The sequence below is a fragment of the Pseudoalteromonas sp. SG44-8 genome (assembly GCF_014164125.1).
Lineage (GTDB): Bacteria > Pseudomonadota > Gammaproteobacteria > Enterobacterales > Alteromonadaceae > Pseudoalteromonas > Pseudoalteromonas rhizosphaerae.
In genome coordinates this window covers 246,181-262,015 of record NZ_JACJEQ010000002.1, presented here as the reverse complement: position 1 = coordinate 262,015, position 15,835 = coordinate 246,181, and the positions used below count along the sequence as shown (strand labels likewise).

Here is a 15,835-nt window from a genome sequence, read left to right as displayed (position 1 = left end):
CCAGCCAAAGAGTTTCACCTCAAGGTAATAAAAGTTATTAGAAGTCTATTTGGTCGTCGTAATGTTATTTTTAGTGAGTACTATTCATATAGTGTTGGTTGTGATTAATCTTAATTAACATAGGCTAATGTATTGACTTAATGTTTAAAACTTTGGGCATAAAGCGTGATCAAAGCCTTTTTCAGTTAATAAAAAAGTCGCGCTTGGGGTAGCAAAAATATAGCCTTCGTAGTTAAGAAACGCAATCGTGCCTTTAACTGATTCGATTTGCTCTGCTGATGCACTTTCTATAATAGCTTTTGGCTCTAAATTGACTGGTGTTGGAAACTGCTGATAAAGCTGCTTAAAAATTAAGGTGGCGATAGTTTTAAAGGTGTCGTTATTTTTCATTTTTTTGCTCTTTGGTGTTTATGTGTGCTGCTAATGCATTATTGTAACTCTTTCTATTTAAAGAGTAACTGCCACACTTACCTGTTTATCCTAAAATAATACGCGGTTAAATAGCGATAGAGTTGCAGTTAACCCATCGCTATATCATGAGCTGGTGCTGTATTACTTGTTATTTACAAGGTTCAGGAATGCGTTTTGGGGTAACAATTCGTGGCATTAATAAGCCGATGATCACAACAATAATGCCAATTAATTGTAGTTCTGTAATTGGTTGGCCCATCAAAAATGCTGTTAACATGGCAAATACCGGAACGAAGTTAAAAAATAACGACGCATTCGCTGAGCCAAGTTGGCGTATGCCATTAAGCCACAGAAGATAGCCGGCAACAGTTCCAAATAAGCCAATATAAATAACATCGATAATACCTACCATTGAGCTATTACTGAGTTCGCTAAGCGGGTGTACATTGGCGGTCACTAAACACATTAAGCCAATGATTGTTGCACCACTTAGCATACTAACAAAAGTATAAGGCAATACAGGCATGTACTGATTGATACCTTGGCTAAAGTAAGTGTATGAACTCCAAGCTAACATACCTAAAAAGATCATTTTGTCGCCGGCATTGATTTGCATATTCAAAAGCACGGCTAAGTCGCCATTGGTGATAACTAATAATACACCTGATAGGCTAACGATTAAGCTAAAAAATTGTGCTGCAGTAGGCATTGAGCGCTTTGCAACTGAGCTTATTAATGAGGTTGCAAGTGGGCTCAGCGCCATTATTAACGAGCCGTTTGCGGCACTGGTATGTTCCAGCCCGGTAAATAAACCGAGGTTTAAGCCACCTACGCCAACAGCACTAACAATAATCACCCAAGCCCATTGGTTGAACGTTAAACTTGGTTTTGTACTGTTAATTATTTTTAAGTAGATAGCCAAGCAGATTGCGGCAATACTAAAGCGCCAAAATACTAAAGTCAGTGCGTGTACTTGATTTAATGCATGTTTACCAATAGGAAAACAACTTCCCCAAAAAAATGCACATAATAACAGGAGTAAAATAGCTTTTGTGTTGGCTGAGAAGTTCATCAGCAATCCAGAGATGTTGAAAAGTTGCGGCAAGTGTATTACTTTCCATAATGTGGATAAACAAGCAAAAATAAGAGAGTAGATTCCAAAAATGAAATATAGATATTCACTAGACGATTTACGCTATTTTTGTATTGTTGCTCATTTAAAAAGTTTTAAAGATGCTGCACTGGCTTTATCAGTGCCTTTATCAACATTGAGCCGTCGTATTCGACAACTTGAAGATGATTTACAGCTTAGATTGTTAAACCGTGATGCTCATCGCGTATCGCTGACCCATATGGGGGAGCTGTATTACCAACGTTCGAGTGCATTGTTTGCTGAGTTAGATGGAATTAATGATGATCTTCATATCGAGAAGAATCAACCGAAAGGTAAGATCATAATCAGTGCACCTATTAATGCCGGCTCGCAATTTTTAAGGGATATTTTTTATGATTTTTTACTGCAATATCCTGAGATCCAACTAGATATTAGGCTCTCGAATACTTTAATTGATATTGAAGCGCAAGCAATGGATGTGGTGTTTAGGGTGGGTAATACGGTGGTTGATAATTGGATTGCGAGGCCACTTAAAGATATTCACTTTATTTTGTGCAGTAATTCGCAGACGGTGGCCGACAGTGTTAAGCATCCCACTGATTTATGTGCAAAAAGCGCTGTGATTTGCCAGCCGATGTCTATTTGGCAATTAGTAAATAAACAAAATGATGACGCTTATGATTTTCAACCCAGTAAGGGCATTCGTTTAGAGCTTGATGAAATTCAAATGCTCACACACGCGGTTAAAAAAGGCTTGGGGATTGGTTATATTCCTGACTATTATGCATTACCAATGATAGCTCAAGGTGAGCTTCAGCATGTTTTGCCTGATTGGCAAAGCAAGGCACGCACTTTATTTATGTTATATCGGGATCGTGACCATTTACCATTGCGCGTCAGATTATTCATCGAATATGTGCTAGCTAGATTTGAGCAAGGTTAGTATGCTTTTTTATTATTTTTCTGAACTGTTGGGCAAGTGAAATACAGCCTGTTTAGTTATTAATAGCGCCGGACTACAAATTTTAGTGCCTGTATATTAAAAGGAGATATTAAATATGCAAACCAATCTAGTGGTTGAACGGTTTAAGCAGCAGGGTTTTGTACAAATTAAACAAGTACTTAAACCAAGTGTAATCTCAAAACTGCAGCACTTTTGTGATGAGTTGGTTGCTCAAGCACAGTCACGCTATGTAGCCGGTTTACCATTTGATAATATTGCTGTTATGCAAACTGCAGATGAGCCTTTTGTTTATCGCGTTAATGAGCTTTTTCAATTTCAGCCACAATTTGCTCAACTGCTAGCGCAAACCGAACTAATGAGTTACGTTGAAGCGATTATCGGCGAAGCTGTTTTACCTAGCTATGAGTCACTTGTGATAAAAAATTCATTAGATGCACGCGGATTTGATTGGCACCGCGATATGGCGGTGAGAACTCAAGAGCCTATTTTTACCGTGGGGGTGTATTTAGATGATGCAATAGCGCAGCAAGGGGCGTTAACAGTGATCCCGCAGTCTCATTGTAGCCAAGCAAGTGTGTGTGATTTAAAGCGCCAGCTATCCATTGCACAATTACAAAGTGTGGATATTACGGCCAATGCAGGTGATGTGGTAATTCACCATGTAAACACGGTTCATGCATCAGGAAGACAGAAAGGTTCAGCTATACGTAGAACGATCTATTTTGAGTTCAGAGCAGTATCACATTTTATTGATAATCCGTGCTTTCCTAGTGAGTGGATCGAAAAGCGGCAAGCGTTAATGGCTAACCTCAACGCGCTTAATTCAGCTGATATGCCTAATAATGTGCAGCTACCCAATGATTTGTATGTAACTCAAGTACGAATAGAGCCGGCGGAATATTGTATTGAGTTTGCCAGTTAACAGTATCAACATAGATATTTACATGTGTGTAAAGCCAGCCTAAATATATAAATTTGCTCTGAACTAATACAGCCAATACAAGTTAAGCGACTACGATACAATTACGACCTTGTGCTTTTGCCTCATAGAGTGCTTTATCTGCGCGATTAAAAATAACTGAACTCGAGTCATCTGCCTGATAACATGTTACCCCAAAGCTTGCGGTCACTTTAGGTAAGCTCACTTCATCTAATTCGCTAATATACACTCGTAATCGCTCTGCAAGTTGGTGGGCGTGTTGCTTATCTTGAATAGGAGAGATAATAGCAAACTCTTCGCCACCGATACGAAACAGCATATCCATGGCATGTATTTGTTGCTGTAATTGTGTAGCTAGATGTTTTAATAACTTATCACCTATTTGGTGGCCATATTGGTCATTAACTTGTTTAAAGTGATCAATATCCAATATTATTAAAGCAAATAGATATTCGCTTCGTGCTGCCATATTGATCTGGTTTTCTATTTGTTCTTCCCACTTGTGTCGGTTAAATACACCTGTTAAGCGATCTTGGGTTGCTAATATTATTAATTGTTTTTCAATTTCCTCACGGCTAGTCATTTCCTGATTCAAACGAGATATAACAATTTTTATATCGTGTTCTAATGCTGCAAGCTCATCTTTAGTTTTGATCTTTTTCTGAAGTTCCAAAGGTAACTCATGGTGTTCAACAGAAGAGTTTAATGTTTCGATATTAGATTGGATGCGTTGAATACGACGTAAAATAATTTGAATAATAAAGGTCGTTAACAGCAAGCCGAGGATGATGGCGCATATACCGAGTAAGCTGCTGACAAATAGAAAGTCTTTTTCGTGCTGATCTGTGTAATACGCATCATCAGAGGTTAATTTATTTAATTGCGCTATTATTTGTTTTTCTGCACTTTCTAGCTCAGTTGCCATTGTTTCGACTTGCAACCGCGCTTGCTCAGTAAGTTGATTCTGTTGGTAAACATTTTCTAAATAGTTTTCGAACTCGTCACTTTTTTGCGTATAGTTTTCAATTGTGGTGGCCACTTTTTGATGTGCTTCAGGCTGTAATATGACTTCTTTTAATGCTAATGAGTGATTAATCATTGCTACCGCTTTATCGAGCAATTGTTTTATTTTTTGTTTTTCAAAAGCAAATTGTTGATGTGGGTTGAGCGGCTTATCACCCATTTGGTTTTTTAGTTGAAATTGCTCAAATTGCAGGTGTTGTTCAAGCTCTATGAACTCCACTTGTTGCATTAACTGACTTAACGGAATATCCAGAAAAGCCACTACGCGCATTTCACGTTCTATTTGATTTACTTTATAGGCCGAAAAAACAATAACACAAAACAAAAACGTTAATAAAAAAACAAATAATCCACCAATTTTTTGCTTTATTGACGCATTGTACCAGTTGAATACCGACATAAAGTTTCTCACTGCTTAATAGTCCCTCAAGTATAGTTTAAAAAGCGCGTAATCTAGCTTATTAAGTCTGACCACAGCAAGCATTAATTGACTAACCTTAGGACAGATTAATCAAAGTTATTAGATACTTTATTTAATAGAGATGATGTGCAGTTGATCAACCGTGTACTTACTTGACGATTGAGTTCGTAATATTGCAGGCGTGCCTTGTGAGGGAATACTAGCACTAAATGAGTAGAACGTTTGTCAGTAGCTAAAGTCGGTCATCTTTGCATCACATTTAGCTTTTGTGTATTTAGTCACGTAACTTGAAGACCCCGATAAGACTCATACAGGAAATGCTGAAAATAGCTCAAGTAGGTAAAGTGAATTTACTAATAAAGCTAATTATTGCCTTAAATCAATCATCACTTTTTGGTTAATTGTTTTTTAACAAAACGTAATGTTTTGTAATATTTCTATAGGGTTTGATCAAGTAACATGAGCCTTAGCATAGAGGTTAATTAATAAATACGCCTTTAGGATGGTTTTTGGTATTAACTTGTAAATTATTAGCTTTATTAATGTTGGTCTAGTTTTTTTTGTACTACTCTCATGGTCGCAATATTAATTATTTTTATCACAGTAACTTTATTTATTGGTATTTATATACCAAATTTTAAATGAAAGTTATTGCAAAATTAAGGTGCAGTTGATTAGCGCAGCTGGTGGTTTTAGCGGTTAGTTTACCTTTAAGTTTCAATACGTTATTTATATTGTGCGGATTACAATATGTGCAATCGTTAAATAATGTTATGAGTCTATCTAATTGATTATATTTCAATTTTAGTGGTTTATACACTGAGGCAACCAAGCTGTAGAAGTGCAGAGCTTTATTTTGGCTTTGGTGTTGCAGTGAGCCGCAAACCAAAATAGGTCATGGAATGAATATAAATTTAGCGGCTAGGTTAGTTAAATTAGCTAACACGCGTGGTAGTGATACTGCATATCAATATTTTTATGACGATCAGCAACCTTGTAAAACACTCACTTATGCGCAGTTAGATGAACGTGCTAAGCAAATTGCTCGGCACTTGCAGGAGCATTTTTCGCAAGGGGATAGGGCGCTATTGCTATTTAATTCTGGTTTTGAATTTGTGGAGGCATTTTTTGCGTGTCTGTACGCTGGCATTGTTGCTGTTCCTGTCTATCCTCCAAAAAAGAATCAAAATATTGACCGTTTAAGAACTATTGTTGTTGATGCTGGTGCGAAAGGTGCACTGACCACAGAAAAAATTAATGAAATAGCACGTCCATTATTTGAAGCTGAACCTTTATTGGCTGATTTAGCTATTTTTACCACTGACGCTGAACCCACTTATCAAATTGACACTATAGATTTTCAGCACTGCGAAGTAGCAGCTGACGAATTAGCCTTTCTACAATATACATCTGGCTCAACGGGTGAGCCAAAAGGGGTAATGGTTAGCCAAGCCAATATTCTCGATAATCAAGAAATGATGAAGCAAGCCTTTGGTCATGATCACAGCACCGGTATTGTCAGCTGGTTACCGCACTTTCATGATATGGGTCTTATTTTTGGTATTTTGCATCCGATCTATATTGGTGCACCAGCGGCTTTGATGAATCCGACTTACTTTTTACAAAAGCCGTATCGCTGGCTCAAACTGTTAAGTGATACTAAAGCTGTAACCTCTAGTGCGCCTAACTTTGCTTATGATTTATGTGTCGATACGGTTAAAGATACTGATTTAAAAAACCTCGATTTATCACATTGGCGCTCTGCATTAAATGGTGCGGAGCCCGTTCGAGCGACGACGTTGGAGCGCTTTGTAGAGAAATTTAAAGGGTGTGGTTTTCGCCGTGACAGTATTTCTCCTTGTTATGGTATGGCGGAAACAACTTTATTTGCAAGCGGTGGTAAATTATCACACTCGCCAACTGTGTTACGTCTTATCACTGCAGAATTACAGACAGGTAAAGTAACAAACGTAACGCATGGCGATGATGATTCATTTTGTGATTTACACACATCATCCGATAACTCGCCTTATTATGCGGTGTCGTGTGGCATTACGTGGCACAACCATACAATGGCCATTGTTAATACTGACACTAATAAACGCTGTGCTGATGGCGAAACCGGCGAAATTTGGATCAAAGGTGCAAGTGTTGCACAAGGTTATTGGGGAAAAGCCGCATTAACAAAAGAAATATTTCAGGCCTATGTTGATGATAACGATGGCCCATACTTACGCACTGGCGACTTAGGCTTTGTATATCGCGATGAGTTGTTCGTCACTGGGCGCTCTAAAGATGTATTAATTTTTCGCGGTAAAAATTATTACCCACAAGATATTGAATTGACGGTAAGTAACGCAAATGCTGCACTTGATAATAACGGTGGTGCGGCATTTTCAATAATGTGCGAACAGCAAGAGCGACTTGTCATTGTGCAACAAGTAAAACGTACTGCGGTTCGTAAACTTGATCCTGAAGCGATATGTAAAGATGTGATCCAAGCGATTACAGAGCAGCATGGTATTACGCCCTATGATGTTGTACTGATAAAACCTGGGCGAGTATTAAAAACATCTAGCGGAAAAATTCAACGTCAAGAAAACAAACGTCATTACTTAGCGCAGCAGCTAACGCCACTTTATCAATTGCGTGGTTCTTTTGAGAGCGAAACGTTTGAGCCACAATCAGCAGATATATTCAGTAGCCACTGTGCACTTGAAGATGAACAACATGCAAATTTACTTAGCTTGTTGCAAAGCGTCGTTGCACAGGAAGTTGATGTGGACCCGCAATCACTTGCTGTTGATGCTTCATTTCAATCTTTAGGGGTTGATTCAATGAAGGCGGTGCGTATTTCGGGTGAGTTAATGGAATTGCATGATATTGAGTTAGAGCCGACAGTTTTATATGACTATCCATCTATTTCAAAGCTTGCTAATTATTTATGGCAATTTGATGCGATCCGAACCGCTGCTATATCATCAAATACAGTCACTATGCCCGCGGCTATACCCACACTAAATGAAGCTGCTCAATCTCTAAGGGACTGCACGGACAAAGACATTGCCATTATAGGGATGGCATGTCGTTACCCTGAAGCTGAAAGTATAGAGGCGTTTTGGCAGCTATTATGTAACCAACAAGATGCAATTGGACTGCCAAACGAAAGTCGCGGCATGTTATGCCCACATTTGGATAATACCCGTTTAGGTGGTTACATCAGTGGCATTGAACAATTTGATGCAAATTTATTTGGTATTTCTCCAACCGAAGCTAAGCATATAGATCCTCAGCATCGATTGTTGCTAGAAACCAGTTACCATGCCATTGAAGCCGCAGGTTATGCGCCGCTGCAATTATCGGGTGCAAAAGTAGGGGTTTATATTGGTATCTCGCAAAATGATTACTTCTTACTTTCTCAGCAATATGAAAAGCAAAATGCTTATTTAGGTACTGGTACTGCGCTGAGTATTGCGGCTAATCGGTTATCGTATTATTACAACTTCAGCGGGCCAAGTGTTGCAGTTGATACAGCATGCTCATCTTCGTTAGTTGCATTGCATTTAGCCATGCAAAGTATTCACAGTGGTGAAATAGCCCAAGCTCTGGTGGGCGGGGTGAATTTGATCCTCAGTGATGAGGTAACGAACGCCTGTGAAAACGCGCAAATGCTTGCAAAAGATGGCCGTTGTAAAACGTTTTCAGACTCTGCAGATGGCTATGTACGAAGTGAAGGGGTGGGATGTTTATTATTAAAGTCGTTAGCGCAGGCAGTACAGGATAACGACCCTATTTACGGGGTACTAAAAGGCAGTGCAGTCAATCAAGATGGCCGCAGTAATGGCATTACAGCACCTAATGGCTTGTCACAGCAAAGTGTTATTAAGTCGGCGTTAGTTAATGCACAAATTGCAGCAGATGACGTGCAATATGTTGAAGCCCATGGCACTGGTACAGAGCTTGGTGATCCAATAGAAGTATCGGCGCTGAGTAAAGTCTATAGGCCACAAACAAGCTTAGCTGAGCCACTTACTGTGGGCGCTGTGAAAGCGAATATTGGCCATTTGGAATCGGGTGCAGGCATTGCTGGTGTGATCAAAACCATGTTATGCATGCAGCATAAAAAAATACCCGGCCAAGCTCATGCTAAAGAGCTTAACAAACACATTGCTTGGCATAAAATTGCGTTAAAAATTAATCGTGATTTACAGCCGTGGCCTGTTGGTTCAGACAATGGTTGTATTGCTGGTGTTAGCTCGTTTGGTTTTGGTGGCACCAATGCACATATTATCTGTGCGAGTGCACCTCAACGTGCGGTCGATACCATTGATTTAGCCTCGCAAACGGGATTTTACCTGTTACCGTTATCAGCTAAAACTCCAGATGCGTTAGCCAATTTGCTGACGCGTTATGAAACGAGATTAAAGAGTTTATCTGATAATGAATTTGATGCGCTGATCTACACAGCAGCACACCTGACTAAGTTTAAAGAAGCAAAACGTGCCGTATGCGGCGAAGATCGTGCAGGTTTATTACGTGCGATGCGTGGCTTAAATACAACCTCGCATTTAAGTGCGGCTGAAAATGATAAAGCTGCGACAAATTATGAGTTAGTAATGCTATTTACTGGTCAGGGCTCGCAATATCCGGCAATGGCAAAACAATTGTATGATACGCAAATTGTATTTAAAAACGCGATTGATGAATGTGATCATTTACTTGGCGATAGACTTGGCGAGTCATTGCTAATGGTTCTGTATCAGCAAAGCCATAAACAGTTTTTAGAACAAACTAACTGGACTCAAGTCGGCTTATTTGCGGTTGAGTATGCTACGGCCAAATTAATGATCCACTTTGGCGCCACTCCTAAGCTGTTATTAGGTCATAGTGTTGGGGAGTATGCAGCCGCATGCATTGCTCAGGTGTTTTCGTTAGCTGATGCTATTTTATTGATAGCTGCGCGTGGCCAACTCATGCATGAACTTGCTGATAATGGGGGCATGTTTGCAGTGCGTTGTAGTGAGCAAGTTGCCCAGCAAGTCATTACAAAATGCCATGATAATGGCAAGACTCAAATTGCAATTTCAGCCTATCATGGGGCTTCTGGCGTGGTGTTCTCAGGCGAAAACTCAGCGCTTGAGATTGCCATTGAGTTATTAAAAGAACAAAATCTGACGATTAAACAGCTCAACACAGCACGTGCTTTTCATTCACCACTTATGGATCCGATGCTTGATGATTTTGCTGCTATAGCAGCGCAAGTAAACTATAGAAAACCTTGTTATCCCTTGTTGTCGTCGGTGACTGGCCAGCTAGAAACTGACGCCTTAGCAACACCTCAATACTGGATCGAGCAGATCACTAAACCTGTTCGCATTGATTTATGCGTGAGCGAGTTAGATAAACGTGAGCATTTGTGCGCGGTAGAAGTTGGACCAAAACCTGTTTTGATGGTGTTATTGCAAGAAAACTTGCCCCATTTAGATGCTGAGTATTTACCTATATTGCACAGTCAAGGTGCTGATAAAACACGTTTAGTAACCAGTTTAGGGCGTATTTTTGAACTAGGCATTGAGCTAAATTGGGCGCATATTTATCCACAAATAAATATTCAAAAACAGCCATTACCCGCTTATCCGTTTGCAAAAAATGCACATTGGATAGTGCCAACAGCAAAGCAACCAGCGCTAAAAAGTACTGCAATGCAGGAAAATATGCAGGCCAATAAATCGGTAACAAACATAAACCAAGTTGTTGCACGAACTGAGCTTATTCGTGACATCGTACTCTCTAATCTTGCAAATTTATTATCATTACCAGTTGATGCTATAAAAACGAATGTTCCCTTACTTGAAATGGGGGTTGATTCATTAATGATAATGCAAGCCGTACGCACCTATGAAAGAGAATTTGGCTTAGAGTTTAGCGTACGCCAGTTTTACGAAGAACTAAGCACAGTGGATAGTTTATTGGATTATATTGCGCAACATAGTGACTTTTACCCACACACTGAAGATGCCCAGTTAACCTCGGATATTGCAATTGTAGAGCAGAATACCCCTTCGTACTCTGATACAACAACTTCTTCAGCCAATATGGGGTTTGATCAACAGACTATCATGGCAATTTGCCAGCAGCAGCTGCAAGCTGCCGCGAGTGTAACTAATGATTTTGGCCGTCAAAGCATTGCCGCGGTGACAGCGCAACAATTACGTTTTCTACAGGGCAGTGCTATAACCTCCTCGGCAAGTGTAACGCCAGACAATATGCCTCAGCAGCAAGTAAAAACAGTTGCAATGCCCGTAAATAAGCGCGCCACAGAACTTCCTGCATCGCAAAGTAGACAATTACACATGCAGCATCAGTCACCCGCTATGCAGCAGCATTTTGAACAACTAAAAGCTGATTATTGCGCAAAAACCAGCGCATCGAAAAAGCTGGTTGCTCAACATCGTGGCAACTTAGCTGATTGCAGAGCCTCAGCGGGGTTTAGGTTATCAAGCAAGGAAATGCTTTATCCGATTTATGCAGACCACTGCGAGCAAGCCAGATTATGGGATATAGACGGCAATGAATACATTGATATTACAATGGATTTTGGAGTTAATTTATTTGGCCATAAAGCCGAATTTGTGACTGATGCCTTAGCGCAACAAGTAGATCAAGGTATTCAATTAGGCTTAGCCAGTCCTTTAGCGTGTGAAGTGGCTGCTTTGATCAACGAATTAACTGGTTTGGCGCGTGTGACGTTTTGTAATTCAGGCACCGAGGCGGTCATGACCGCACTGCGCTTAGCACGCAATTATACAAAACGTGACAAAATTGTGCAGTTTAGTGGGGCATACCATGGTCATTATGATGGTACTTTGGCGCACTCTGTGGGCCAAGGAGACATCGAGCCTATGTGCGCAGGTGTTCGCCAAGGCGCAGTTAATGACAACTTAGTATTAGATTACGGTAGCGCGCAGGCGCTGGAAATTATTCGTGCAAATGCACATACAATTGCTGCGGTATTGGTTGAACCGGTTCAAAGCAGATACCCAGAAATACAACCGTGGGAATTTTTAAAAGAGCTCAGAGCAATAACCACAGAGCATGGAATAGCACTGATTTTTGATGAGATGATCACCGGCTTTCGCGCTCATCCAGGCGGCGTACAGGGATTAGTGGGGATCCAAGCTGATATGGCAACCTATGGCAAAATTGTTGGTGGAGGGTTGCCAATCGGAGTTGTTGCCGGCAGTGCCGATTACTTAGACGGTATTGATGGTGGAGTATGGCAATATGGTGATCAGTCTTATCCACAGGCAGATACGACTTTTTTTGCTGGAACATTTTGTAAACACCCAATGGCAATGGCCAGTGCAAAAGCGGTTTTAAGCGAAATTAAACGCCAAGGACCACAGTTACAACAAAGGCTAAGTGATAAAACCAGTTATCTGAAAACAACCCTTAATCGCTTTTTTGCTGATGCAATGATCCCAATTCAAATTGAAGCTTTTAGCTCTTTATTTCGTTTTAGATTTAGCCAAAATCTAGATATGTTTTTTTATGAAATGCTTAATCGTGGCATCTTTATTTGGGAAGGACGTAACTGCTTTTTATCAGCAGCTCATACAGATGCAGATATAGAGATCATTATTACCGCAGTTAAAGACAGTGCCTTGAGCTTAAAGGCGGCAGGTTATTTTGGTAGTGACCGTGATGATAAAATGAGCTTGGCCACCTTAGCGGCGACATTTCCATTGACCGAGGCGCAGCAGCAATTACTTGCCTTAGCGTCAAAGTCACCTGAGGGGGCTTTTGCGTATCACTTACAAGCCGTACTTAAATTAACAGGTCAGTTAGATATAAGTCGCTTAGTTACCGCAGTTGATAAAACAGTACGCGAGTGCACTATTTTACAGTATGCAATTGATAGCGATACGCTTTGCCATAGGTTAGTGGCTGAGCATCGTCCTCAATTGTTAGTTATTAATCTACAACACTCAGATAATAATATCGCTGTAGCAACTCAGTTGCAGGAGTTACGTTACCATGCTTTTGATTTTAATAATGAAGTTGCATGTCGCTTTGCGCTACTAAGAGAAAATGATAATACTGCTTACTTAAGTGTGGTTACGCATCATTTACTCTGTGATGGCGTATCGTTGCAGATTATTTTGAGTAAAGTTGCCCAACACTATAACAACACCACAACAGAGGCGTTGGCAGCACCGGTAGACTTTAGTGCATATGTTAAAGCACTTGACCACTATAAAGAGTCTGCTAATTACCAGCAAGATAAGGCATTTTGGTTGGTACAACTAGCGCCAAGTATGCCGTTGCAACTACCAACAAACACTGCGATTGCAACGACAACGAACTATGCAGTATCGGTATTGACTGTTGAGCTCAATGAGCACACCAAAGGAAATATTGCTGATCTGGCTAAACAGCAGGGCTGCGGTCAATTTGCCACTTTATTGGGGTTATATATAGCGTGGTTAAGTAAGCTTAGCCAGCAGTCAATGATCACCGTTGGGATCCCTTGCTCTGATCGACAATTACTCCCTCAAGCTGATAGCGCAGAATCTTCCGATAGCGAATTAGTCGGTTATTGCACGAATATTTTACCAATTTGCATTGATGTTACAAACATCAGTAGTGTTCGAGAGTTAATCAAAACAGTGCAATCTGAATTATTAACTGCATTTGAACATCAACATTTCCCTTATTCAGCGTTAGCAAATGAATCGCTTAATTTACCTAATACTTTATTTAATTTAGATAAAGTTACTTCCTTACCGGCATTTACTGAATTGCAATTAAATACCATGCCAAGCAACACCTGTTATAGCCAATTCCAATTAAGTTGTAACTTAACTCAGTTTGCTAACAGTTGGTCACTCACCCTTGAATATCAACAAGATAAATTTACATATGAACAGGTAAATCATTGGTTATCTGGGTTAATAGGGTTGTTTAGCAACGCTGTTGGGACAGACGAACTAAACAGTGCGAACTGTTCATTGTTAGATGATTTACAAATAGCGACACTGGTTACTGAACAATGTGAGCGTGTTGATAAACAACTTTGTGTCGATTCTTGTATCGTTTCATTTGAATATGCTGCGACTCAATACCCTGACAATATTGCTATTACCTGTGATGGCCAAAGCTTTAACTATTCACAGTTAAATCAACGAGTAAATACCTTTGCTCATTATCTTATTGAGCAAGGTATTGGGGTCGGCAGCTTAGTCGCAATTGCACTACCAAGGCGTGCGGAGCTGATTATTAGCTTATTAGCGGTATTAAAAACGGGGGCTGCATTTTTGCCACTCGATATTACTTTTCCGCAAGCACGCATTGAATATATTCTGGCTGATGCACAAGCTGATTTACTGTTGTGTGACAGTTTTAGTGATAGTAGCCCAATTATTGCGAGCAACAAATTGCCCGTATTAGATATTGATACTGTGGTACTTACAGGCTTGCAAAGCAGTAATCCAGATCGCGTTATTGCTCCTTTATCAAGCGCTTATGTTATATATACATCGGGCTCAACGGGGCAACCTAAAGGTGTGGAAATTAATCACCAAGGGCTACAAAACCTGTTGCTCGCTATGACGGTACAGCCTGGAATAGAGCCAACCGATTGCTTGTTGGCAGTTACCACTATTGCATTTGATATCGCGATGTTAGAGCTGTTTTCGCCCTTAATTGTTGGGGCTAATGTACTGCTTGCGAGTGAGCAAACATGCAGTGACCCATATGCAATTACCGATCTAATAGCACATTTCCCAGTGTCTATTATGCAAGCGACTCCGACGTTATGGCGATTAATAATAAATGCAGCACCTGATTGTTTAGCTGGTATCAAGGTCTTGTGTGGTGGCGAACCGCTTGATCCAGCACTTGCTCAGGCGGTGCTGTCGCAGCAGGGGGATTTATGGAATATGTATGGTCCAACCGAAACCACCATTTGGTCTGCAATTAGCCATATTCAGCACAGTGATGATATTACGATAGGTTCAGCAATTGCTAATACGAGCTTGTATGTTATGGCTGAGGATGCACAAAGTCCATGTTTACCTCTACCTATTGGCGTGTGGGGGGAGTTATGGATCGGTGGTTTAGGATTAGCGACTGGCTACTTACAGCAACCAGCACTCACAGCTGAACGTTTTGTTAGTCATGTTTTTAATGGTCAATCGCATCAGCGTTTGTATAAAACTGGCGACCGTGCAAGGCGTTTACTCGATGGCCGTATTGAACTACAAGGGCGGTTAGATCAACAAGTTAAACTAAACGGGCATCGTATTGAATTAAGTGAAATTGAACACCACCTGCGCTTGTTATTTGCGAACCAAGATGTACGTGTTTTTATCAAACCAAACAATCACGACCAGCCGAGTTTATGTGCTTATAGCCTTGAGGACGACAGTTTGGAAAGTGTTTGGAGTGTGAGTGAATTACGTCGTGTGCTATCACAATCATTGCCAAGTTATATGGTGCCAGAATCAATCTGTTGGTTAACGCAGTGGCCAACCACACCAAATGGAAAATTAGACACGAAAGCATTACCGCTTCCGACTGCGGCTATGCAATCGGCAATAGTACGTATTGCCCCCAGCAGCGCGACTGAAACGAGCTTACTGCAACATTATTTAGCATTACTTAAGGTTGCAGTGTTAGGTACCCAAGAAAGCTTCTTTGATTGTGGTGGTAACTCTGTACTCGCTATGCAGCTTGTGTCACGAATTAATCTGCAATTTAAAGTACGGGTGACGGTAGGCGATATTTTTGACTACCCTAGCGTTGCGCAATTAGCGCTACGAATTGACGATTTATTATCAGCGCGAGCAGCAAGTACCGAGCAAAGTCAGCCTCAGGTTACTGTTGTGAGCGATATAGTGAGCGGCCGTGATATTAGTAAAGCCCTTGATGATAGCAGCATGACTGAAATGGACTTGTAAC

6 protein-coding genes are annotated in these 15,835 nt (G+C 40.5%); 3 read left to right on the top strand and 3 right to left on the bottom strand.

Annotated features, from left to right (window positions below; all coding sequences use genetic code 11):
- Positions 1–144: 144 nt before the first annotated feature.
- Both H5163_RS03315 and H5163_RS03310 read right to left on the bottom strand, forming a co-directional pair.
- Positions 145–390, bottom strand: a complete 246-nt coding sequence (locus H5163_RS03315; protein WP_182734323.1) for a hypothetical protein — start codon at positions 388–390, stop codon at positions 145–147.
- A 169-nt stretch (positions 391–559) separates the two neighbouring features.
- Positions 560–1,483, bottom strand: coding sequence for a DMT family transporter (locus H5163_RS03310; protein ID WP_182734322.1), 924 nt, complete (start codon positions 1,481–1,483; stop codon positions 560–562).
- 91 nt (positions 1,484–1,574) lie between these two features.
- On the opposite strand from H5163_RS03310, the gene H5163_RS03305 reads away from it, so the two are divergent.
- Positions 1,575–2,468, top strand: coding sequence for a LysR family transcriptional regulator (locus H5163_RS03305; RefSeq protein ID WP_145233038.1), 894 nt, complete (start codon positions 1,575–1,577; stop codon positions 2,466–2,468).
- Positions 2,469–2,583: 115 nt separating this feature from the next.
- On the top strand, positions 2,584–3,411 hold the full coding sequence (locus H5163_RS03300; RefSeq protein WP_182734320.1) for a phytanoyl-CoA dioxygenase family protein: 828 nt from the start codon (positions 2,584–2,586) through the stop codon (positions 3,409–3,411).
- Between the two features lie 82 nt (positions 3,412–3,493).
- On the opposite strand, the gene H5163_RS03295 is transcribed toward H5163_RS03300, so the two are convergent.
- Entirely contained in the window at positions 3,494–4,852 is a 1,359-nt protein-coding gene (locus H5163_RS03295) for a GGDEF domain-containing protein (protein ID WP_182731265.1), read from the bottom strand.
- A gap of 923 nt (positions 4,853–5,775) precedes the next feature.
- Between H5163_RS03295 and H5163_RS03290 the strand changes: the two genes are divergently transcribed.
- Complete coding sequence (locus H5163_RS03290) at positions 5,776–15,834, top strand: non-ribosomal peptide synthetase/type I polyketide synthase (protein ID WP_182734319.1); 10,059 nt, start codon at positions 5,776–5,778, stop codon at positions 15,832–15,834.
- Position 15,835 lies beyond the last annotated feature (1 nt).